The organism is Paracoccus sp. J39 (assembly GCF_000518925.1).
Taxonomy (GTDB): Bacteria; Pseudomonadota; Alphaproteobacteria; order Rhodobacterales; family Rhodobacteraceae; genus Paracoccus.
This window is the reverse complement of the sequence record NZ_JAEN01000003.1, coordinates 167426-188550: the sequence shown is the minus strand read 5'-3', so window position 1 is coordinate 188550 and position 21125 is coordinate 167426. Positions and strand designations below refer to the sequence as shown.

Annotated in this window: 19 protein-coding genes; 5 read left to right on the top strand and 14 right to left on the bottom strand. The window is 69.1% G+C overall.

Translation table 11 applies throughout. The annotated features are described in order from the left end of the window. Positions 1-82: 82 nt before the first annotated feature. A complete protein-coding gene (locus tag L632_RS0104320; RefSeq protein ID WP_028711707.1) occupies positions 83-631 on the bottom strand; it encodes an ActR/PrrA/RegA family redox response regulator transcription factor in 549 nt (182 codons plus the stop codon). 52 nt (positions 632-683) lie between these two features. Further along, positions 684-1334, bottom strand: a complete 651-nt coding sequence (locus tag L632_RS0104315) for an SCO family protein (RefSeq protein ID WP_156933627.1) — start codon at positions 1332-1334, stop codon at positions 684-686. Between the two features lie 82 nt (positions 1335-1416). Between L632_RS0104315 and L632_RS0104310 the strand changes: the two genes are divergently transcribed. From L632_RS0104310 to L632_RS0104300, 3 genes are all read left to right on the top strand, one after another. Further along, complete coding sequence (locus L632_RS0104310; RefSeq protein WP_084648060.1) at positions 1417-2760, top strand: ActS/PrrB/RegB family redox-sensitive histidine kinase; 1344 nt, start codon at positions 1417-1419, stop codon at positions 2758-2760. 78 nt (positions 2761-2838) lie between these two features. Then, complete coding sequence (locus L632_RS0104305; protein ID WP_028716402.1) at positions 2839-4437, top strand: PAS-domain containing protein; 1599 nt, start codon at positions 2839-2841, stop codon at positions 4435-4437. Between the two features lie 103 nt (positions 4438-4540). Further along, positions 4541-5179 carry a 5'-methylthioadenosine/S-adenosylhomocysteine nucleosidase gene (locus tag L632_RS0104300; RefSeq protein WP_028711703.1) on the top strand — a complete coding sequence of 213 codons (639 nt, stop codon included), beginning with the start codon at positions 4541-4543 and terminating at the stop codon, positions 5177-5179. Between the two features lie 97 nt (positions 5180-5276). On the opposite strand, the gene L632_RS0104295 is transcribed toward L632_RS0104300, so the two are convergent. The 7 genes from L632_RS0104295 to L632_RS0104265 form a co-directional block, all read right to left on the bottom strand. Further along, positions 5277-6929 (bottom strand): DUF4139 domain-containing protein, encoded by a 1653-nt coding sequence (locus L632_RS0104295; protein ID WP_028711702.1) that lies wholly within the window; start codon positions 6927-6929, stop codon positions 5277-5279. Positions 6930-7034: 105 nt separating this feature from the next. Continuing rightward, a complete protein-coding gene (locus L632_RS0104290) occupies positions 7035-8057 on the bottom strand; it encodes an aspartate-semialdehyde dehydrogenase (RefSeq protein ID WP_028711701.1) in 1023 nt (340 codons plus the stop codon). Positions 8058-8158: 101 nt separating this feature from the next. Next, positions 8159-8773 carry a glycosyltransferase family 29 protein gene (locus L632_RS0104285; RefSeq protein WP_028711700.1) on the bottom strand — a complete coding sequence of 205 codons (615 nt, stop codon included), beginning with the start codon at positions 8771-8773 and terminating at the stop codon, positions 8159-8161. Then, entirely contained in the window at positions 8770-9816 is a 1047-nt protein-coding gene (locus L632_RS0104280; RefSeq protein ID WP_028711699.1) for a glycosyltransferase family 4 protein, read from the bottom strand. Before L632_RS0104280 ends, L632_RS0104285 begins: the two co-directional genes overlap by 4 nt. Then, positions 9809-11002: an MFS transporter gene (locus L632_RS0104275; RefSeq protein ID WP_028711698.1), complete on the bottom strand. Its 1194-nt coding sequence runs from the start codon at positions 11000-11002 to the stop codon at positions 9809-9811. The genes L632_RS0104280 and L632_RS0104275 overlap by 8 nt, the downstream gene beginning before the upstream one ends. Before the next feature lie 212 nt (positions 11003-11214). After that, positions 11215-11991 (bottom strand): 5'-nucleotidase, lipoprotein e(P4) family, encoded by a 777-nt coding sequence (locus L632_RS0104270; protein ID WP_028711697.1) that lies wholly within the window; start codon positions 11989-11991, stop codon positions 11215-11217. Between the two features lie 90 nt (positions 11992-12081). Continuing rightward, positions 12082-13326 (bottom strand): MFS transporter, encoded by a 1245-nt coding sequence (locus L632_RS0104265; RefSeq protein ID WP_028711696.1) that lies wholly within the window; start codon positions 13324-13326, stop codon positions 12082-12084. 121 nt (positions 13327-13447) lie between these two features. Between L632_RS0104265 and L632_RS0104260 the strand changes: the two genes are divergently transcribed. After that, complete coding sequence (locus tag L632_RS0104260) at positions 13448-14035, top strand: glutathione S-transferase family protein (protein WP_028711695.1); 588 nt, start codon at positions 13448-13450, stop codon at positions 14033-14035. Here L632_RS0104260 and L632_RS0104255 read toward each other — a convergent pair. The 5 genes from L632_RS0104255 to L632_RS0104235 form a co-directional block, all read right to left on the bottom strand. Then, the gene (locus L632_RS0104255) at positions 14011-15219 is read right to left on the bottom strand and encodes a TIGR03862 family flavoprotein (RefSeq protein WP_028711694.1); all 1209 of its coding nucleotides are present in this window, start codon (positions 15217-15219) and stop codon (positions 14011-14013) included. The two genes, L632_RS0104260 and L632_RS0104255, sit on opposite strands and share 25 nt — an antisense overlap. Further along, positions 15216-16244 carry a DNA polymerase III subunit delta gene (gene holA, locus L632_RS0104250; protein WP_028711693.1) on the bottom strand — a complete coding sequence of 343 codons (1029 nt, stop codon included), beginning with the start codon at positions 16242-16244 and terminating at the stop codon, positions 15216-15218. The genes L632_RS0104255 and holA overlap by 4 nt, the downstream gene beginning before the upstream one ends. After that, positions 16241-16726 carry an LPS assembly lipoprotein LptE gene (gene lptE, locus L632_RS0104245; protein ID WP_028711692.1) on the bottom strand — a complete coding sequence of 162 codons (486 nt, stop codon included), beginning with the start codon at positions 16724-16726 and terminating at the stop codon, positions 16241-16243. Before lptE ends, holA begins: the two co-directional genes overlap by 4 nt. After that, complete coding sequence (gene leuS / locus L632_RS0104240) at positions 16713-19247, bottom strand: leucine--tRNA ligase (RefSeq protein ID WP_028711691.1); 2535 nt, start codon at positions 19245-19247, stop codon at positions 16713-16715. The genes lptE and leuS overlap by 14 nt, the downstream gene beginning before the upstream one ends. A gap of 77 nt (positions 19248-19324) precedes the next feature. Continuing rightward, on the bottom strand, positions 19325-19798 hold the full coding sequence (locus tag L632_RS0104235; RefSeq protein WP_028711690.1) for a DUF3576 domain-containing protein: 474 nt from the start codon (positions 19796-19798) through the stop codon (positions 19325-19327). A gap of 314 nt (positions 19799-20112) precedes the next feature. On the opposite strand from L632_RS0104235, the gene L632_RS0104230 reads away from it, so the two are divergent. After that, complete coding sequence (locus L632_RS0104230; RefSeq protein ID WP_028711689.1) at positions 20113-21099, top strand: porin; 987 nt, start codon at positions 20113-20115, stop codon at positions 21097-21099. Positions 21100-21125 lie beyond the last annotated feature (26 nt).

Sequence of the window (21125 nt, the reverse complement as noted above, 5' to 3'; positions counted from 1 at the left end):
TCTTTATCCTTGGTTTTGGCAGTATGTGGCCCCAATATTTGCATTCCAAAATGAAATGCAATCTTTTTTGAGAACCAGATTATTAACGCGGGCTGCGTTTGGCCAAAATCCGCTGCAAGGTCCGTCGATGCATATGCAGACGCCGGGCCGTCTCGCTGACATTGCGGTCGCATTGCTCATAGACGCGCTGGATATGTTCCCAGCGCACCCGGTCGGCGGACATCGGCGCCTCGGGCGGCGGCGGCAGGGTATCGCCCCGCGCCAGCAGCGCGCGGGTCACGTCATCCGCATCCGCCGGTTTCGAAAGATAATCCGTCGCGCCCATCTTGACCGCCGCCACCGCGGTGGCGATGGCGCCATAGCCGGTCAGCACGACGATGCGGGCATCCTCGCGCGCCTCCCGCAGGGCGTCGACCACGTCGAGCCCGTTTCCGTCCTCGAGCCGCAGGTCGACCACGGCATAGGCCGGAGCCCGCTCGGCCACCGCCGCGCGGGCCTCGGCCACCGAGGCGGCGCGGGTGACGGCGAAGCCGCGTTTTTCCATGGCCCGGGCCAGACGGTTCAGAAAGATCTCGTCGTCATCGACCAGCAACAGGCTGGGGTCGGGTCCGATTTCGTAATCCTCTGCCATATTTCCTTGCCCTTGAAAGTTCACGGTTGATTAGGATGTTTTGTCCAGCCGGTCAAATCCCGGCAATTGACGCCGCGTCAATGAAACAGGCGGCGCGCTCGGCCAGTTCCGGGGCCGAAAGCTCGCGGTCGAAAACACCGACGGTGCCGGCCCCCGGCATGACCAGATAGCTATTGGTCATGTGATCGACCAGATAGTTTTCCGGGTCCTCCTGGTCATTCAACCGGTAATAGTTGCGCCAGGCCTTGGCGACCGCATCGATTTCCGCCGGGCTGCCTGTCAATCCGATCATGCGCTCATGCATGGCGCCGGTAAAATCGCGCAGCACCTCCGGCGTATCGCGCTTGGGATCGACGGTAATGAAAACCGGCGTAAGCCGCATTCCGCGCTGATCCAGGATCGCGACCGCCTCGGCATTGCGCGCGCTGTCCATCGGGCAGACATCCGGGCAATAGGTATAGCCGAAATAAAGCAGCGCCGGCCCGGCCAGCACCTGCCGGTCCGTCACCCGCGCGCCGTTCTGGTCGGTCAGCGTGAAGGGCGAGCCCAGACCGTCCAGCCCGCCGGCCTCGAGGCCCTTGCGGCAGGGGGCGAAGGCATCGGCCTCGCCACGCGACAGCCACAGCCCGCCGGTCGCCAGCAGCAGCACCGCGGCCAGGCAGCCGAGGATCAGGATCGTTCGGTCTTTGGCCATTCGGCGCATCTCCGTCCGCTTGGTCGCATTGATCGCCCATCCGGCCACGGGTATCAATGCAAAAGCCCGTCCCAGTCAGGAGGCCCTTCGCGTGCCCATCGGCCTCGTTTCCCGCCGCATCGACCTGTTGCCCGGCCAGCCCGGCCCCGAGCCGATCCGCCTGCGCACCCTGATCCTGCTGCGCTGGGTGGCGATCGCCGGGCAGCTTGCGGCGGTGGGCGCGGCGCTGCTGATCGGCGCCGGCTTCCCCCTGGCGGCGGTTCTGGCGGTGATCGGCCTGGCGGCGGCGCTGAACCTGGCGCTGATGAGCCGGCCGGACCGCCGCATCTCGGCGCGCGAGGCCGCCTGGCAGCTTGGCTTCGATCTGGCGCAGGTGGCGACGCTGCTGGCGCTGACCGGCGGGCTGGCCAATCCCTTTGCGCTGCTGCTGCTGGCGCCGGTGACCATCGCCGCCACCGCGCTGCCCGGCCGGCACCTGCTGGCGCTGGGGGTGGCGACCTTCCTGATGGTGACGCTGGCCGCGATCTTCGCCCAGCCGCTGACCTTCGGTCCGGGCTGGCTGGTGACGCTGCGCGAGCCGCTGCTGGTCGGGCACTGGTTCGCCATCGTGATCGGCGCGGTGTTCTTCGCCGCCTTCGCCCGGCTGGTCGCCGCCGAGGTCAGCGCCACCTCGGACGCGCTGTTCGCCGCGCGCATGGCGCTGGAGCGGGAACAGAAGCTGCAGCACCTGGGTGGCGTGGTCGCCGCCGCCGCGCATGAGCTGGGTACGCCGCTGGCGACGATCAAGCTGGTCAGCGCCGAACTGGCCGACGAGCTTGCCGAGGCGCTGCCCGAGCGCGAGGATCTGGCCGAGGATGTCGCCCTGCTGCGCCAGTCCGCCGACCGTTGCCGCGACATCCTGAAATCCATGGGCGGGGCCGGGCGCGACGACCTGCTGATCCGCTCGGCCCCGCTGGCCGAGGTGCTGGCCGAGGCCGCCGCCCCGCATCGCGGCCGCGGCGCCGAAATCAGCGTCCTGCCCGCCGCCGAGCCGCTGATCGTCCAGCGCGATGCCGCGGTGATCCACGGGCTGCGCAACCTGATCCAGAACGCCGTCGATTTCGCTGCCGAGCGCGTCACCATCGAGACCGGTGCCGACCGCCGCGATCTGTGGGTGCGGATCGCCGATGACGGGCCGGGCTTTCCGCCGGCGCTGCTGCCGCGCATCGGCAGCCCCTTCCTGACCACGCGTCCCCGGGCCGAGGACGGGCGCAGCTATGAAGGCATGGGGCTGGGCCTCTTCATCGCCAAGGCGCTGCTGGAGCGTTCGGGCGCCCGGCTGCGCTTCGGCAATGGCGCGCAGGGCGGCGCCGAGGTGCTGGTCACCTGGCCGCGCGAGATGATCGAAACCGGCGATCGCGCCGCCCTCGGCCCCAATCCGCAGATTCTGGCCTGATTTTCCTGTCGCGTTAACCACTTCTTAAAATATCCCTCTATAGTTGTATTTGTCTGGGTTGTTCAGGGATGGTTCGCGATGGTTGCGCATTTCCTCATCGCCTTCGCGGCGGCGGCGCTGGCGGTTCTGCTGGCGCTGGGGCTGATCCGGCTGGCGGACCGGCGTTTCGCCGGCGCGCAAGCCGCGCGCGGGCTGGAGCGCGAGATCGAGCCGATCGTGTTCCTGTTCCGCCATCAGGCGCTGGTCGATGCCACGGCTCCGGCGCGGGCGCTGCTTGCCAGCCTGCCGGGCGAAGGGGACTGGCAGCGGCTCAGTTCGTGGCTGGGCATGCGCCTGCCCGAATTCGGCGCGCTGCTGCCCGATCTGGGCGGCGCCGCGCGCGTCGAACTGCAGGAGCGGGCCTGCGACCAGCCCTTGCGGCTGCGGGCCGAGGATCTGGGCGACGGGCTGCTGCGCCTGACGCTGGCCGATCCGGCGGCCGAGAATGCCGGGATCCTGGTCGATTCCCTGTCGCTCGGCGCCATGGAGCAAGAGCTGGAGATCCTGCGCAGCACCATGGACCATTCGCCGATGCTGGCCTGGCGCCAGGACCGGCAGGGCCAGGTCACCTGGGCGAACTCGGCCTATCTGTCCCTGGCCGAGGCCAAGGCAGAGGGGCAGACGCTCTGGCCGCTGCCGCAGCTCATCGACCTATCCGCGCGGCCGGCGCAGGCCAATGCCGCCGCGGGATCGGCGCGGCGGGTGCAAATCGACCAGGGCGGGCAAAGCCGCTGGTATGATTGCCATCTGCACGAGGTCGCCGACCAGACCGTGGCCATCGCCCTGCCTGCCGATGCGGCGGTGCGGGCCGAACGCTCGTTGCGCGAATTCGTCCAGACCCTGACCAAGACCTTTGCCGACCTGCCCATCAGGCTGGCGATCTTTGACCGCGACCGCAATTTGCAGCTGTTCAACCCGGCGCTGATCGACCTGACCGGGCTGGCCACCGGGTTCTTGACCGCGCGGCCGACCCTCTATGCCTTTCTGGATCGCCTGCGCGAGGCGCGGATGGTGCCCGAACCCAAGGATTACCGCAGCTGGCGCAACCAGATGAACACGCTCGAGGCGGCGGCCTCCTCGGGGCACCATGTCGAGATGTGGTCGCTGCCCGGCGGGCAGACCTATCGTGTGACCGGCCGGCCGCATCCCGACGGCGCGGTGGCCTTCCTGTTCGAGGACATCACCTCGGAAATCTCGCTGACCCGGAAGTTCCGCGCCGATCTGTCGCTGGGCGCCGAGGTTCTGGATGCGCTTGAGGATGGGGTGGCGGTCTTCGCGGCCAATGGCGAGCTGCTGATCTCGAACCGTCGCTATGCCGAGCTTTGGGGGCGGGCGGCGCCGGCCACCCTGGACGACCATGTCGCGATCTGGACGGAGACCTGCGGTTCCAGCCCCGGCCTTGCCATCCTGCGCGAGGCGCTGAACGCCGCCCATCCGGACGAGCCGCTGCGCGGCGCCATGGCGGGGCCGGCGGGCGGGCTGCTGTCCTGGGGGCTGCGCGGACTGTCGGGCGGACGGCTGCTGCTGAGCTTTGCCGCTCCGGTCCCGACCCTGCCGGTCGGGAGCGAGATGCCGCGCGTCGCGGAGGGTTCCGAGCCGGCCGAATCTGCCGCGATGTCGCGTGCCCTGACCGGATGACGCCCGGGCTTGCCCTGCCCGGCCGGCTGCGCTTCCCTGTGCGAAACCTGGCGGAGGCGATCATGGCAAGATTCGGGCGGACTGTTGGCACGGCGGGGCGGCCATGACGGCGAGTCCCGATCTTCTGGCCGGCCGGCGCGTGCTGTTCGTCATGGCGCTGGATGCGGAATACGGGCCGCAGCTGCGGGCGCGGATCTCGCCGCTGATGACCGGCGTCGGCCCGGTCGAGGCGGCGGTCGAGCTGACCGCGGCGCTGTCGCGGCTGGCCGCGCGGGACGAACTGCCCGAGCTGGTGGTGTCGCTGGGCTCGGCTGGATCGCGGCGGCTGGAGCAGCTGGGCGTCTATCAGGTCTCGACGCTGGAATATCGCGACATGGACGCCTCGCCCCTGGGCTTCGCCCGCGGCGAGACGCCGATGCTGGGCCTGCCGGTGCGCGTCGCGCTGCCCTTGCAGATTCCGGGCATCGCCTCGGCCAGCCTGGCGACCGGGGCGAGCATCGTCAGCGGCCCCGGCTATGATGCGATCGCCGCCGAGATGGTGGACATGGAGAGCTATGCGGTGCTGCGCGCCTGCCAGCGTTTCCGCCTGCCGCTGATCGGGCTGCGCGGGATTTCCGACGGGGCCGAGGAGCTGGCGCATCTGTCCGACTGGACGCAATACCTGCATCTGGTCGACGAACGTCTGGCTGCGGCGGTGGACCGGCTGGCCGAGGCGCTGGAAAGCGGTGCGCTGGCGCTTTAGGCGGCGGGGCCGGCTGCGGCGGAACGCGGGCCGTCCGATGCCGGGCACCGGCCGCCGGCGGCCAGGCGGCTGCGATGCCCCGGATCGCGTCGGCGGCTTATTCCCCGCCGGGGATCAGCACCTGCCCCTCGGGCCAGCGCAGCGTGGTGGTCAGGGTGATGTCGCGTTCCTCGCCCGCGGCGATCTTGCCGTTCCAGACCAGCAGCCCCCGCTTGCCGTCCGGGTCGGTTTCATCGGGCTGGGGGCTGGCCGACCAGTCGACGCGCAGGTTTTCCTGGGTCGACACCGGCACGCGGTCGATCACCCGCAGCGGCCATTCCTCGCCGGTCAGGTTCCGCACCTTCAGGATCGCGGTTTCGCGGCGTTCCGAGGATTTCGAGATCAATCCGCGGTTGCCCTCGATCTCGTCGGGGATGCGGCGCTCCAGCTTGATGCCGGTCAGCGGCCCGAAGCCCAGCTTCATCTCGTCCCCGGCAGCGGTCAATTGCAGCGCGCCGCGGCCCACCATGGCGCCGTCGGCGTGGAAGGTCGCTTCGCCCGGCAGGATCACCGCGCCGGTGGAATTCACCGTGTCGGCGACCAGATAGGCGCTGTCGTCGCGGCGCGGCACCGCCTCGGCGACGATCTCGGGCGCCAGCTCATGCGAATCCAGCGGCAGGCGCAGCGCATCGGCCCCGTCGCGCATGTCCACCGGCGTCGGATAATCGTAGACCACGGTTTCGCCCACCAGGCCGGCCAGCGCCGAGCCGGCGATCCCGGACTCGGGGGCTGCCGCGGGATAGGCGCGTTCCATCGATTCCAGGGCGGCCGAATCCATCGCGGCTTCGGCCATCGGCGCGGCCGAGCGGCTGTAGAGCTTGGCCCCCGGATCGGCGATGCGGGGGAAATCCGGCTGCAGCTCGCTGGGGGCCGACTGGTCCATCGGCCGGGCGGTGGACAGGACCAGATGCACGCCCCGCCAGTCCTCGCCGGTATCCTGCCGGACCAGCAACCCGCGATCCAGCCGCAGCTTGCCTTCCTTGCGCTGCAAGGACAGGTCGTAGACCGGTTGCCAGCTGGCGCGATCGGTCAGGCTGGTGATGCGGATCCGGGCCGGCTGGCCCTGTCCCTGCACGGCGATTACCAGCGCGCCGCGATCCGCGTCCGGGCCGCGCAGCGCCGCGAGCCGGGCCTCGGCGCGGGCCAGGTCCTCGGCCAATTCCTCGCGTCCCGCATCGGCGGCTTCGGCTTCGAGCCCGGCGCGGATGGCGGTCTGGCGCGCCTGCAGCAGCTGCTCGCCCACCACGCGGGTCAGCGCGGCGATGTCGCCGGTGCCGGCGGCGTCGGATTCGGCCAGCTTCATCAGGAAGGCGATGGTGTCCTCGGCCGCCTCGGCCCGGGCCTTGATCCCCGCCACGCCGGCGTCGCGTTCGGCCAGCGCGGCCTTGAGGCGGCGGACCTCGTCCTCGGCGGCGCGCAGCTCGGGGGATTTTTCCGGGGTTTCGGGCAGGGCGCGTTCCTGCTGGAAGCCGGTCGCGCCGATCACCGCGCCCTCGGCGGCGATGCGCAGGCTGGCGGGGTCGATGCCTTCGGGAATGCCGGGGATCACCAGCTCATGCGCGCCGGCGGGCAGGTCCAGGCTGGCCTCGCGGGTGACGCCGGCGCCCCAGGGATAGACGGTGACCCCTGTCACGCGCGCTGTCGTCTCGATACGGTCGGCCAGGGCGGGGCCGGCCAGCAGGATGGCGGTGGAAATCAGCAGATGGCGCATCGGACCCCCTCGTCATGACCCGGCCAAGGTCCGCGAGGGAGGCGGGAAATGCAAGAGGGCGTCCCGGCGAAACCCGCCGGGACGCCCTCGCATATCCCTATCGGATCAGCCCTTCTTCAGGCAGCGATTGCCCAGAAGCTCGGCGATCTGCACCGCGTTCAGCGCCGCGCCCTTGCGCAGGTTGTCGCTGACGATCCACATGTTCAGGCCGTTCTCCACCGTCACGTCCTGGCGGATGCGGCTGACGAAGGTGGCGAAGTCGCCGACGCATTCCACCGGGGTCGAGTAGCCGCCGGGCTCGCGCTTGTCGATGACCAGCACGCCCGGCGCCTCGCGCAGGATGTCGCGGGCCTCGTCCTCGTCCAGGAAATCCTCGAACTCGATATTCACCGATTCCGAATGCCCGACAAAGACCGGCACGCGCACGCAGGTCGCCGTGACCTTGATCGCCGGATCGACGATCTTCTTGGTCTCGACCACCATCTTCCATTCTTCCTTGGTGTCGCCGCTGTCCATGAACACGTCGATCTGCGGGATCACGTTGAAGGCGATCTGCTTCTGGAACTTCTTCGGCTCGACCTCCTGACCCGGGACATAGACGCCCTTGGTCTGGTTCCACAGCTCGTCCATGCCCTCTTTCCCGGCGCCCGAGACCGACTGGTAGGTCGAGACGACGACGCGCTTGATCCGGGCGCGGTCATGCAGCGGCTTCAGCGCCACCACCATCTGCGCGGTCGAACAGTTGGGATTGGCGATGATCATCTTGTTGCGGTAATCCTCGACCGCGTCCGGGTTCACCTCGGGGACGACCAGCGGGATTTCGGGGTCGTAGCGATAGAGCGAGGAGTTGTCGATCACCACGCAGCCCTGCGAGGCGGCGATCGGCGCATAGGTCTTGGTCGCGTCCGAGCCGATGGCGAACAGCGCGATGTCGTAGCCGGCGAAGTCGAACCCCTCGATGTCCTTGCATTTCAGGGTCTTGTCGCCATAGCTGACCTCAGTGCCAAGGCTCCGGCGCGAAGCCAGAGCGACAACCTCATCAGCAGGAAACTGGCGCTCGGCCAGGATGTTCAGCATTTCACGGCCCACGTTCCCCGTGGCGCCGGCGACAACGACCTTGTAGCCCATTGGGGTCTCCTTCAACAAAGGACGCCGCGATATAGGGGGTATTGCGGCAAAGGGAAAGCGAGATTTCGTCAAAACGCCCGATGATCTGGCAGGATTTCGGCTTAATGCCGACGAATCCGGCGATCTGCCAGCATGATTTCCCGCACCCACTCGGATTCCCCTTTGAAATCATGGGGAACTTGGTCGGCGGTCCGCCGGCCGGAAAGCGAGAGCGAGGCGAAGAAATCGAAGCCGAACAGGTCCAGCCGCGCCATTTGCGAGCGCGCGATCAGGTCGATCATCATCGCGCCGGTGGTGGGCGGGGCGCCCAGCCGGGCCTGCAGCGCCCGATAATCGGCCAGCGGATGCAGGTAGAAGCCGGGGCTGGTCGCCGTCCGCCAGTCCAGACGCTTGCGCTTGGGCGACATCCACAGGATGCGATCCGGCGCGATGCGGGCACGGTCGGCCTGCGAAAGCCGCACGGCCAGCGCCAGCCAGTCGGTGCGCCCGCCATGGCTTTCGGCCGAGGGCATCGGCGCGCCGTTGATGCGGATCACCAGATCGGCGGTGTCGATCCGCGCGCCGTGATCGGTTTCGGCCAGCGCGCGGGCATTGCCCACCAGCGCGACATGCTTGTCCCGCAGCGCCGCCAGCAGCCCGGCTTGCGGAACCGAAAGGCGTTGCAACGCGGATTCGTCCCGCAGGGTGCGGGCGATCAGGAAACCCAGCCGGGTCATGCGAGCAGCCTGCGATAGACCTCGGTGATGGCGCGGGCCTCGGCCTCGATGGCGTGATTCGCCTCGACATGCGTGCGGGCCGCCTGCCCCGCCGCCAGCCGCCCGGCATCGTCGTCCAGCCAGCGCGCCAGCGCCGCGGCCAGCGCCTCGGCATCATCGCGCGGGACCAGGCTGCCGGTCTCGCCGTCGCGGATCAGCGTCTCGTAGGCGCCGGCACGGGCGGCGACGGTCGGCACGCCGCAGGCCGCGGCCTCCAGCGGGGTCAGGCCGAAGCCCTCCCAGCGGGCCGGCGCGGCGAAAAGGTCGATGGCCTGATAGTTGCGCACCACCTGTTCCCAGGGCACCTCGCCCAGGAAGCGGATGCGGTCCGAGAGGCCGGCCGCGGCGATCCTGGCCTTCTGTTCCTCGAAGAACGCCTGGTTGTCGGCGGTGACGCGGCCGGTGAAGATCAGTTTCGCGCGCGGGCGCTGGGGGAACAGCCGCAGCGCCGCCTCGACCAGCAGGTCGACGCCCTTCTGCGCCCGGATGCGGCCGAAACAGCCGATGACGATGTCGTCCGGGGCAAAGCCCAGCTCGGCCCGCAGCGCCGCGCGGTCGGCGGCGGGGTGAAAGACCGACAGGTCCACGCCATGCAGGATGACGGTGGCGGGACGTTCGAGATAGCGCGCGGCTTGCGGCGAGGTGGCGATCAGCGCGTCCTGGCGCCGGATCAGCCAGCGGGTGAAGCCGGTATGCCGGCGCTGCGCGGCCGAGGTGAAGAGCAGGCGATAGCGCCGCCGCAGCACATGCCGCAGGATCAGCCCCAGCGCCATTTCGGTATTGCGGCGCGCATGCCAGACCCGCCAGCGGTCGCGCGGCAGGCTGGCGGCGCGGGCCAGCGGGATATGCGGCAGGCCGGGCGGCAGGCCGGGGCCGGTGGCGACGATGCCGATCATCGTCGCCTGCACCGGGATCAGCCGCACTACGGTCGCCGTCACGCCCGACAGGCGGCGTTTCAGGTTCGGGGCGACCACGTCGATCCGGTCGGCGGCAATTTCAGGCATCGGGGGTCTCGGGCGTCAGGAAATACAACAGGAACCCCACCGTAAGCGGAATCAGGAAGAACAGGAACAGGGTGGAATAGGCCTCGGCGGCGCTGCCCTGCGCGGCGGCCCAGCCATAGACCGGGCGCGAGGCGAATTGCAGCACCCCCGCCCCGCCGATCGAGAACATGTTGAGGAATGTCACGCCCCGCCCCACCAGATGCGGCGGCAGAAAGGCGCGGCCATGCGCCATGAGCACGGTGTAGGTGGCGCCCGACAGCCCGACCAGCGCCAGAAGCGCCACCGACAGCGGCACGCTTTCGGCGGGAAACAGCCACAGCCCGGCCATGACCAGCACGCCCGCGCCGTTGGCGACCAGCGCCAGCCGGCGCAGCGATCCCGCCAGCCGCGTCGCCGGTCCGACCAGGAAGCTGCCGATCACCATGGCCACGCCCATGGCCAGCGTCGCCCGGCCGATCAGCTGGTCCGAGGCGCCATGCACCTCGGCCATGTAGGGCCCGGCCCAGAGGCCCCGGATCGCGGCCGAGGCGGCGTAATTGACCGAAAACAGCGGCAGGATGAACCACAGCGGCCGCAGCCGCAGAAGCTCGGCCAGCGAGCCGCGCGGGGCCGCTGCCGCCAGCCGCTCGGGGTCGCGGGTGAAGGCCAGGATCGCCAGCGCCACCGCCAGCGTGATCCCCGCCAGCGACCAGAGCGTCTGGCGCCAGCCGATGGCCTCGATCACCCAGACCAGCGGTGCGGCGCCCAGGATGTTGCCCATCGAGCCGAAGCCGACCACCGCCCCGGCCAGCGTGCCGAACAGCGCCGGGGGATAGTTGCGGGCGAAGATGTAATAGCTGCCCATCAGCGCCGGCGCGCAGCCGATCCCCATGAGCGCCAGCGAGACATGCAGATGCCAGGCCGCCTGCGCCAGCGCAAAGACCGCCGCCCCGCCCGCGCCTCCCAGCGCCAGCAGCGCGGCGACCGTCCAGCGCGGCCCGATCCGGTCCAGCGCCCCGCCGATGGGCAGCTGCATCAGCGCGAAGGTCAGGAACCACAGCCCCGACGAAATCGCCAGATCCTCGGGTCCCGCGCCCAGTTCGGCCTGCAGGACCGGGGACAGCACCGCCAGGAAGGCGCGATAGAACTGGCTGAGCATATAGGCCAGGATCAGGCTGACGATCCCCGCCGACCACAATGCGCGCATGAACCGCCCCCCTTAGCCCTGCCGGGGCCGAGACTTGCCGATTGCCCGGCGGGGCGCAATGGCCTGCGCGACGGATTTGCCGCGGCGCGCAGCGCGCCCGCCGCATGAGGCTGCGCCCGCCCGCGCCTGCCTATGCCCGCCCGGGGCCGCATCGCCGGGCCGGCCGAAAGGGGCCGCCGGAGACCGCGGCGCGATCCGGCCGGCTTCGGCTGCTATTCGGTCTTCAGCTCGGCATCCCAGGCGGTCAGGGGCGCCTCGCTCCATTCGCCATAGGTGGCGTTGGGCAGCACGATCCAGTCCGCGCCGAAACGCGCCCGGTTCTCGTCCACCTTTTCGCGCTTGGTCGCGGTATCGGCCTTGTGGAACACGCCGTCGAAATCGTGCAGCGTGTCGCCCAGCAGCAGCACGATCTGGTGATCCTCCGAGACCACGGCGCGCCGCTCGACCTTGGTGGTGCCGTAAAGCAGCACGTGATCCTCCGAGACCTGCGGCAGGCCCAGCTCGTTCAGCGTGGCGATGGTCGCGGCCTTGTTCTCGCCGAACCGGTCCGAGATGTAATAGATCGCCACCCCGGCCTTGTCGGCATGGTCGAGGAACTCCCCGGCGCCGGGGATCAGCGTGGGCTTGCCGTCGCGCTCCCAGAAGCCCCAGGTGTCCCAGCTGTCGTATTGGTGGCATTCCTGCATGTCGCGCACCAGAAGCGGGGTGTTGTCGATCACCGTCTCGTCCAGGTCGGTGACCACGGCCAGCTTCGCCGGATCCTCGGCCTTGGCGACGGCGGCGTCCAGCCGTTCGGTCGCCAGCGCGAAGGCCTGCAGTTGCAGGGCCCGGACCTCGGCCGATTGCTGCTGATAGCGCAGCCCCATGGCGAACTCCCGGACCTGGCATTGCGGCATCTGCGCCGCGTCCTGCGCGAGGGCGGCGGGTGCGATCAGCGCCGATGCGGTCAGGCCCAGCGTCAGGCGGCGGGCAAGGCGGTTGAAGGTCATCGAACTCTCCCTGTTCTGCGTCGGCGCTTTCTGCGCCTGACCGCGAAGGCTAGGGTTTGTTGATTGACCAGTCAAACAAAAACCGGCAAGTCAGGCCGGGGCCAGCCGCGCCGGCGCCTCGCGCACCGGCAGATGGATCAGCGCGCTGAAGGCGCCGACCCCGACCCCGACCCACCAGACCAAGGTGTAATCGCCGTAGATGTCATACATCTTGCCGCCCAGCCAGACGCCCAGGAACGAGCCGAGCTGGTGGCTCAGGAACACGAAGCCGTAAAGCGTGCCCATATAGCGCAGCCCGTAGATATAGGCGACGAGCCCCGAGGTCAGCGGCACGGTGGCCAGCCACAGCCCGCCCATGACCAGAGAGAACACGATGACGCTGGTCGGCGTGATCGGCATCAGGATGAAGGCGGCGGCGGCGATGGTGCGCAGCGTATAGATCCCGGCCAGCAGGTATTTCTTGGTATAGCGTTTCCCCAGCCAGCCCGCGAAGATCGCCCCGGCGATATTCGCTAGTCCGATCAGCGAGATGGCGGCGGCGCCAAGCGCCGAGGTGGTGGTGATGCCGATGCTGGCCAGCGTGCCCATCGGGCTGATCGGTCCGCACATCTCGGTCACCATGGCGGGGAAATGTGCGGTGATGAAGGCCAGCTGGTAGCCGCAGGAAAAGAACCCGGCAAAGATCATCAGATAGGACGGGTCGGTGAAAGCGCGCTTGAGCACCGAGCCCATGCTCTCTTCCAGCTCGCCGCGGCTGGCGGGCTTGCCGCCGCCCAGCATGGGCAGGAAGAACAGGCAGGCCAGCACGATCACCCCGAAGATGATGAACACGCTCTGCCACGGGTAATGCATCAGCAGCGCCTCGGCCAGCGGCGCGCCGAAGACCTGCCCGGCCGAGCCGGCGGCGGTGCCGATCCCCAGCGCCAGGCTGCGGTTCTCGTCGCTGGCGGCGCGGCCGATCACCGCAAGGATCACGCCGAAGCCGGTGCCGGCGATGCCGAAGCCGACCATCACCTCCAGCAATTGCATGGCCAGCGGGTCGGTGGCGTAGGCCGTCAGGATCAGCCCGGCGGAATAGAGGAAGGCGCCGATGATCACCGACCAGCGGTCGCCCCAGCGTTCGGCCAGGGCGCCGAAGATCGGCTGGCCGATGCCCCAGGCCAGGTTCTGGATGGCGATGGCCAGGCTGAACTCGGCCCGCGGCCAGCCGAATTCCTGCGCGATGGGGATCTGGAAGACGCCGAAACTGGCCCGCAGGGCGAAATTGATCAGCAGGATGATCGAGCCGCCGACCAGCACCGAGGTGAACAGCGGCGCGCGCATTGCCTTGGACATGTTGTCCCTCCCTCTCGCAGCCTGCAATTCCTGCGCCCGGGCGGCGGCCGCGTCAATGGCGCTGATTGCCTGAATCGGGCGGCGGCGTTAGCCTTGGGTTCAAGGCGATGCGGGGAACTCGATGTATCAGGTGATCGGAACCGGCAAGAGCCGCGCCCTGCGCGTGCTCTGGATGCTCGAGGAACTCGGCCAGCCCTATGAACATGTCGCGGTGAACCCGCAGACCGAAGGGGTCCGGCCCTTCAACCCGGCGGGCAAGGTGCCGGTGCTGGTGGTGGACGGCACGCCCATCACCGATTCCACCGCCATCCTGACCTATCTGGCCGACAAGCACGGGGCCCTGACCCATCCGGCCGGCAGCCTCGACCGAGCGCGGCAGGACAGCCTGACGCAATTCGTGCTGGACGAATTCGACGCCGCGCTGTGGCTGGCGGCGCGCCACAGCTTCGTGCTGCCCGAGGAGATGCGGCTGGCGGCGATCAAGAACACCCTGCGCTGGGAATTCGAGCGCAGCCAGCGCACGCTGGTGCATCGCATGGCCGAGGACGGCTTCCTGATGGGCGAGCGCATGACGGTGCCCGACATCATCCTGGCGCATTGCCTGACATGGGCGCTGACGGCGCGCTTTCCGATCACCGAGCACCGGCTGACCGATTACCTCCAGACCATGCGGGCCCGCCCGGCCTATCTGCGCGCCGCGGCCAGGTAGGCGGCGGCGCCCTGCCCGGCCAGCCGCCCGGTGGCAAGGCAGCCGGTCAGCAGATAGCCGCCGGTCGGCGCTTCCCAGTCCAGCATCTCGCCGGCGGCAAAGACGCCGGGCAGCGCCTTCAGCTCCAGAGCATCGGTCAGGCTGTCGGCACCGATCCCCCCGGCCGAGGAAATCGCCCGCTCGATGCCCATCGGCCCCTGGTGCCGCAACCGCAGCGCCTTGGCGCGCAGGGCCAGCCGTTCGGGCTCGGCGGGCAGCGGCCGGCCCCATTCCATCAGCAGCGCCGCGCGGACCGGATCGCCTAGCACCCGCCGCAGCCGGTTGCCGACCGACAGCTTCGCCGGCACCATGGCGAAGCGCCGCGCCAGCTCCTCGGGCGCCAGGTCCGGTGCCAGGTCGACGAAAGCCTCGGCCCCGTCCCGCATCGCGGCCGCGACCTCATAGATCCCGCCGCCCTCGATTCCGCCTGCGCTGACGACCCATTCGCCGCGCCCGACCCGGTCCCCGACATGCAGCGCCACACCCTTGACCGCCCGGCCGAAATGCCGCGCCATCTGCGCCGACCAAGCGACGCGAAAGCCCATGTTCGCCGGCCGGAACGGCACCATCGCGACGCCCTTCCTGCGAAGCCAGGGCACCCAGGCGGCGTCCGAGCCCAGCCGCGGCCAGCTCGCGCCCCCCAGCGCCAGCACCACGACCCGCGGCCGCAAGATCTGAACCCTGCCCGGCGCCTCGAAGCGCCAGCCATCGCCGTCAAAACCGCTCCAGCGCCAGCGCGTCCGCAGCTCGACCCCCAGGTCCGCCAGCCGCGCCAGCCAGGCCCGCAGCAGCGGCGAGGCCTTCATCCCGACCGGAAACACCCGCCCGGTCGAGCCGGTGAACAGCTCCACCCCCAGCCCGCGCGCCCAGGCCATCACCGCCTCAGGCCCGATTTCACCGTTTTCCAAATACTCCGGGGGAGTCCGCAGGACGGGGGCAGAGCCCCCATAATGCCCCGCAAAATCCGCGAAGGGTTCGTCCCTGGTCAGGTTCAGCCCGGATTTCCCGGCCATCAGGAACTTGCGCGCCGGGGTCGGCATGGCCTCGGCCACGACGACCCGCGCGCCCTGCCCGGCCAGCACCTCGGCCGCCCTCAGCCCGGCCGGGCCGGCGCCGATCACCAAGGCCTCGACCCCTTGGCTCACCGCCCGCCCCGCGGCATCATGCAAAGCCGCAACAGCATCCGCTCCATCAGCGCCATGGCCGGTGCCTTCGAGGACGAGCGCAACGCCAGATCGGTCTCGATCAGCTGGTGGACCGCATCCTCCAGCGCCCGCATGCCCCAGTCCTGCGCCTGCCGGATCATGCGGTCGCGGCGCGGGCCGAAGACCGGCGGCCGCAGCCGCGACAGCCCGGCTCCCGGCCCGCCGGGGTCCGAGGCCCCGGCATGCAGCCCGCGAAAATGCCGCAGCGCCGCGATGCACAGCGTCACCGGGGCGATGCCCTGCCCCTCGATCCGCCGCATCAGCGTGCCGAATTCGCGCGCCCGGCCCTCGGCCACGCAGTCGATCAGCTCATCGACCTCGGCCTCGATGGTGGCCGGCGCCAGCGCAGCGATCTCGGCGGGCGTCAGCGGTTCGGGATCGCCATGCTTGTAAAGCCCGATCTTTTCCACCGTCTGGCGGAAATCGCCGGGATCGAGGGCGCGGGACAGCGCCATCAGGTCGCGCATCGCGTCGCGCGGCACCTCGCGCAGCCCGGCCTCATGCAGCCAGCGGCCCACCTCCTCCTCGCCGGGCGGGTCGTCATAGATCGGCGCGGTCACGGCGGCGGGATGCGGCTCGAAAAGCTTCCTCAGCGCCGAGGACTTGCCCAGGCTCCCGGCCGCGACCACGATCACCGCGTCGCCGCTTTTCCATTCGGCGATGGCCGTGGCGACGGCCGGCGCCGCCGCATCCGGCGCATCATCGACCAGCACCACGCGCTGGCCCGGAAAGAAGCCTACCGCCTTCACGGCATCCAGCAGCGCCGCAGGGTCCTTGCGCAGGTCGGCGCCGGGAATGCGGGTCAGGCGCATCTCCTCCTCGGCGCCGGGGCCGACCAGCGCCTTGACCGCCTCGGCCCGCTTCAGCGCCACGCGCATGGCGTCCTGGCCATGGATCAGCAGCGCCGGGCGCGTCGGATCGGGCCGCGCCAGATAGCGTCCGATCTCGGCACCCTTCAGGATCATGGCACCGCGTCGGGCTGGACGGCCAGCAGCCGCGTCACCACCTGGTCGGCCAGCATCCGCGCCAGCCGCTCATGCGCGTCCTGTTCCGCCGCCATGGTGGCGATGGTGGTGCCGGTGGTGGAATAGGAGGTGAAGCTGCTGACCTGCCCGCGCGTCACCTCGCGGCCGGTCGCGGCCTCGGTCAGGGCGAAGTCGGCGGTGCCGTTCAGCGCGTAGCGCGTCGTCACCTCGTCGGGGGTGATCGCCTGCGGCACCACGGCGATGCGCAGCCGGTAGTCGAGCAGGAAGCGGGCCTCCGTATCCGGGCCCAGCCGTTCGGCGATGCGGCCGGCGAAGCTGAAGTCGTCCGGCGTCTTGGGATCGGCGGTGCGGACCTTGCCGAAGAGCTTGCCGCCGGTGCCGCCCGGCCCGTAGACGGGGGAAAAGCCGCAGGCGGCCAGCGCCAGCCCGGCCAGGATCACGCTGCGCCTAGACCACGACATTGACGATCCGCCCCGGCACCACGATCAGCTTCTTGGGCGGCTGGCCCTCCATGAAGCGCCGCACGGTTTCGTCGGCCAGCACGATGGCCTCGATTTCTTCCTTGGGCATGTCCTTGGGCACCTCGATCTCGGCCCGGCGCTTGCCGTTGATCTGGATCGGCAGCACCACGCTGTCGGAAACCAGCAGCGCCGGGTCCGCCTTGGGCCAGGCGGCATCGACCACCATGCCCTGCCCGCCGGCCTTCGCCCAGACCTCTTCGGCCAGATGCGGCACCATGGGCGCCATCAGCTGCGCCATGATGCGCAGCGCCTCGCGCCGGCTTTCGCCGCCCGCGCTCGACTTGCCGATGCTGTTTGCCAGCTCATAGATCTTGGCCACCGCCTTGTTGAAGGCGAAGCCCTCGATGGATTTCGTCACCTCGTCGATGGCGCGATGCGCGGCGCGGGTCAGGTCGGGATCGGCCCCGCCCTCGGGGATCTCGTCCGCCAGCCGCCAGACCCGGGCGAGGAAGCGGTTCGCCGCCTCGGCCCCGGCGGCGGTCCATTCCACGTCCCGTTCGGGCGGGCTGTCCGAGAGCATGAACCAGCGCGCCGTATCGGCGCCGAAATTGGCGACGATATTGACCGGATCGACGACGTTCTTCTTGGATTTCGACATCTTGGCCGAGGGAATGATCTCGACCACGGTGCCGTCGGCCAGCCTGCCGTCGGTGACATCCTCGGGCAGGTGATAGACCGGGCGGCCGCGCTCGTCCCGGGTCATGTAGATCTCATGCGTGACCATGCCCTGGGTGAAGAGCGCGTCGAACGGCTCCCTGGCGCCTTCCGGCAGGTGGCCGGTCTTGACCATGGCGCGGGCGAAGAAGCGCGAATAGAGCAGGTGCAGGATCGCGTGCTCGATGCCGCCGATATACTGGTCGACGTTCATCCAGTAATCGGTCTCGGCGCGCTCGGTCGGCGTCGTCGCGTGCGGCGCGGTGAAGCGCGCGTAATACCAGGACGAATCGACGAAAGTGTCCATGGTGTCGGTCTCGCGCCGGGCCGGGCCGCCGCATTGCGGGCAGGTGGCGTCGCGCCAGGTCGGATGCCGGTCCAGCGGGTTGCCGGGCACGTCGAAGCTGACGTCCTGCGGCAGCAGCACCGGCAGGTTCGCCTTGGCCTCGGGCACGGTGCCGCATTTTTCGCAATGCACCACCGGGATCGGGCAACCCCAGTAACGCTGGCGCGAGATGCCCCAGTCGCGCAGGCGGAATTTCGTCACGCCTTCGCCATAGCCCTTGGCCTCGGCATGGGCGATGGCGGCATCCACCGCCGCCTCGCCGGTCTGGTCGGCCGGACCGGCAAAGCCGCGCACATAGGTCACGGTTTCGGATTTCAGCGGCACATAGGGCGCTTTCGCCACCAGCGCGTCGGCCTGTTCCAGCGTCATGCCCTTTTCGCCGAAGGTGGCGCGGATCGGCAGCCCGTATTTCGTCGCAAACTCGTGGTCGCGCTCGTCATGCGCCGGAGAGCCGAAGATCGCGCCGGTGCCGTAATCCATCAGCACGAAATTCGCGATCCAGATCGGCAATTGCCAATCCGGGTCCAGCGGGTGGCGCACCGTCAGCCCGGTGTCGAAGCCCAGCTTCGGCGCGGTCTCGATGGCTTCCTCGGTCGTGCCGATCTTGCGGCATTCCTCGACGAAAGCCGCGACCTTCGGATCCCTGGCCGCCAGCGCCTTGACCAGCGGATGGTCGGGCGACAGCGCCACGAAGCTCGCGCCCATCAGCGTGTCGGGGCGGGTGGTATAGACCTCGATCTGCGGGAAATCCGGCAGGTTCACGGTGTCGAAGCGGAATTGCAGCCCGCGCGACTTGCCGATCCAGTTGGCCTGCATCAGCCGCACCTTTTCCGGCCAGCCCTCCAGCCCGTCCAGCGCCGTCAGCAGCTCATCCGAATAGTCCGAGATCCTGAAGAACCACTGCGTCAGTTCCTTGCGCTCGACCACAGCGCCGGACCGCCAGCCCTTGCCGTCGATCACCTGCTCGTTGGCGAGCACCGTCATGTCGACCGGGTCCCAGTTCACCTGCGCCGACTTGCGGGTGATCAGCCCGGCCTCCAGCATGTCCAGGAACAGCGCCTGCTGCTGGGCGACATAGGCGTCGTCGCAGGTGGCGAATTCGCGGCTCCAGTCGATGGACAGGCCCAGAGGCTTCAGCTGGCCGCGCATGGTGGCGATATTGCCATAGGTCCAGTCGCGCGGATGGCCGCCCTGTTCCATCGCGGCATTCTCGGCCGGCATCCCGAAGGCGTCCCAGCCCATCGGATGCAGCACCGAAAACCCCTGCGCGCGCTTGAAGCGCGCCACCACGTCGCCCATCGTGTAGTTGCGCACATGGCCCATGTGGATGCGCCCCGAGGGATAGGGGAACATCTCCAGCACGTAATACTTGGGCCGCTCGTCCCGGACGGCGCGGAACGTATCGGCCTGCTCCCACGCCTCTTGCCAGCGCGGTTCGCTGATTGCGGGATCATAGGGCATGGATACCTCCGGGCGTCAGATTGCCCGCAGGGTATTAGCCGCTTGCCCGATGCAGGTCCAGCGGGGTCGATGCGGCCTTACAGGTTGCGGTCCTGCACCCGCAGCTGCCGGGCGCGGGTCAGGATCGCGTCCTCGACCGCGCGCACCGTGTCGGGCGCCACCGCCGCACCGCCCGCACCCTGCAGCGAGACCTTGAGCGCGCGCGCGTCCAGCGAGGGGTCGCTGACCTTGACCGTGGCGCGATAGGCGCGGCCGCCGCCGGGCGGCGTGCCGTAGCCGGTGACGATGACGCCGGTGAAGGGATCGATGGACTGGATCGGCAGGAAGTTCAGCACTTCCAGACTGGCGTTCCACAGGTAGCGGTTCACCGCCACCGTGTCGTTCGGGTTGCGGCGATTCGAAAACACGTCCCAGATCGTGGATTCCCGCTGCGGTTGCGCGGCCTGGGTCTGGCGTGCTCCGCCGGGGCCCGAGCCCGGCCCGCCGGAACAGGCGGCGAGTCCCGCCGAGATCAGCAGGGCGGCGGTCAGCCGTGCGGCGCGTCTGGTCATCTGATGTCCCCCGGATCGTCCTTGCGCGAGCCATAGCGCAATTCTGCCCCTTGCGACAAGAGAGCCCGCGCCCGGGCCGGGAATGCCCCCGGCGGATGATATGGCACGCGCGCGCGAGGCGGCCCGAACCGGCATGCCGGGGCCGAGGCGAACGGCGTTGCAACGGGGTGTGGCCCATGTGCATCACAGCATTCCGGAAACAGGCGAAACGGCTCTGATTTCGTTGCAATGCCGGGGGGAAAGCGCGACACAACAGGCATACCCCAAGCCGGTATTCCGGGGTGGGGCACACGAGAGAGACAAGAGGGAAAACCATGAAAAAGTTTCTTTTTGCCACCACCGCACTGGTGATGACCGCCGGCGTCGCCGCCGCCGAAGTCGCCATCTCGGGTGACGGCCGCATGGGTCTGATCTATGACGGTGACGACGTCCAGTTCGCCAGCCGCGCGCGCGTGACCTTCACGCTGACCGGCGAGTCGGATGCCGGCCTGTCCTTCGGCGGTTCGTTCCGCGTCGACCAGCAGGACTGGAACAACGAGTTCCGTTCGGCCGCCCACGGCAACCGTGGCGCCGTCTGGATCTCGGGCACCTACGGCAAGCTGTCGATGGGCGACGTGGTCTCGGCTTCGGAAGCCGCGATCGGCGACCTGTATGAAATCGGCTACACCAACGGCGAAGTCGCCGGCGATCCGGAAGAAATCAGCTACCTGGTCGGCGACGGTGCCAACCGCGATCAGGGCCCGACGATCCTGTACGAATACACCGTCGACAACATCTCGTTCTACGCCTCGGCCACGGACGGCGTCGACACCACCGTGTTCGACGTGACCCGCGGCGCCGACAATGACGACACCCTGGGCGCGCTGTCGGACAAGGTCGCCTACTCGCTGGCCGCGAAATACGACGCCGGCAACTGGTGGGCCGGTCTGGGCTATGCCAAGCACGACGACATGAGCGAGATCTCGCTGGGCGGTGAAGCCAAGTTCAACCAGTTCTCGGTCAAGGGCGTGTTCGTCAAATACGACGACGTGTTCGTCGGTGCCGGCGCCGAGTTCGACTCGACCATCGGTCTGGCCGCTGCTTATCAAGCCGACGCTCTGACCGTGAAGGGCTTCTTCCGTCAGGACAAGGTCGACGTTGTCGGCGGCAGCGACATCAAGCCGCGCGCCATCGGCATCGGTGCTGACTACGACCTGGGCGGCGGTGCCGTTCTGGCCGGCGGCATCACCAACGTCGATTTCGACCTGCCCGGCGAAGACGACGAAACCGTCGCCGACTTCGGTGTGAAGTTCCGCTTCTGATCCTTCGGGATACGGAATTCGGAAAG

What these genes read in the sequence shown, in the direction of transcription:
- L632_RS0104315 (WP_156933627.1), bottom strand. Translation starts at nt 1,334, where the DNA reads ATGCGCCGAATGGCCAAAGACCGAACGATCCTGATCCTCGGCTGCCTG.
- L632_RS0104265 (WP_028711696.1), bottom strand. Translation starts at nt 13,326, where the DNA reads ATGTCCAAGGCAATGCGCGCGCCGCTGTTCACCTCGGTGCTGGTCGGC.
- L632_RS0104300 (WP_028711703.1), top strand. Translation starts at nt 4,541, where the DNA reads ATGACGGCGAGTCCCGATCTTCTGGCCGGCCGGCGCGTGCTGTTCGTC.
- L632_RS0104275 (WP_028711698.1), bottom strand. Translation starts at nt 11,002, where the DNA reads ATGCGCGCATTGTGGTCGGCGGGGATCGTCAGCCTGATCCTGGCCTAT.
- L632_RS0104290 (WP_028711701.1), bottom strand. Translation starts at nt 8,057, where the DNA reads ATGGGCTACAAGGTCGTTGTCGCCGGCGCCACGGGGAACGTGGGCCGT.
- L632_RS0104280 (WP_028711699.1), bottom strand. Translation starts at nt 9,816, where the DNA reads ATGCCTGAAATTGCCGCCGACCGGATCGACGTGGTCGCCCCGAACCTG.
- L632_RS0104270 (WP_028711697.1), bottom strand. Translation starts at nt 11,991, where the DNA reads ATGACCTTCAACCGCCTTGCCCGCCGCCTGACGCTGGGCCTGACCGCA.
- L632_RS0104295 (WP_028711702.1), bottom strand. Translation starts at nt 6,929, where the DNA reads ATGCGCCATCTGCTGATTTCCACCGCCATCCTGCTGGCCGGCCCCGCC.
- L632_RS0104235 (WP_028711690.1), bottom strand. Translation starts at nt 19,798, where the DNA reads ATGACCAGACGCGCCGCACGGCTGACCGCCGCCCTGCTGATCTCGGCG.
- L632_RS0104230 (WP_028711689.1), top strand. Translation starts at nt 20,113, where the DNA reads ATGAAAAAGTTTCTTTTTGCCACCACCGCACTGGTGATGACCGCCGGC.
- holA (WP_028711693.1), bottom strand. Translation starts at nt 16,244, where the DNA reads ATGATCCTGAAGGGTGCCGAGATCGGACGCTATCTGGCGCGGCCCGAT.
- L632_RS0104260 (WP_028711695.1), top strand. Translation starts at nt 13,448, where the DNA reads ATGTATCAGGTGATCGGAACCGGCAAGAGCCGCGCCCTGCGCGTGCTC.
- leuS (WP_028711691.1), bottom strand. Translation starts at nt 19,247, where the DNA reads ATGCCCTATGATCCCGCAATCAGCGAACCGCGCTGGCAAGAGGCGTGG.
- L632_RS0104305 (WP_028716402.1), top strand. Translation starts at nt 2,839, where the DNA reads ATGGTTGCGCATTTCCTCATCGCCTTCGCGGCGGCGGCGCTGGCGGTT.
- L632_RS0104320 (WP_028711707.1), bottom strand. Translation starts at nt 631, where the DNA reads ATGGCAGAGGATTACGAAATCGGACCCGACCCCAGCCTGTTGCTGGTC.
- lptE (WP_028711692.1), bottom strand. Translation starts at nt 16,726, where the DNA reads ATGTCGTGGTCTAGGCGCAGCGTGATCCTGGCCGGGCTGGCGCTGGCC.
- L632_RS0104285 (WP_028711700.1), bottom strand. Translation starts at nt 8,773, where the DNA reads ATGACCCGGCTGGGTTTCCTGATCGCCCGCACCCTGCGGGACGAATCC.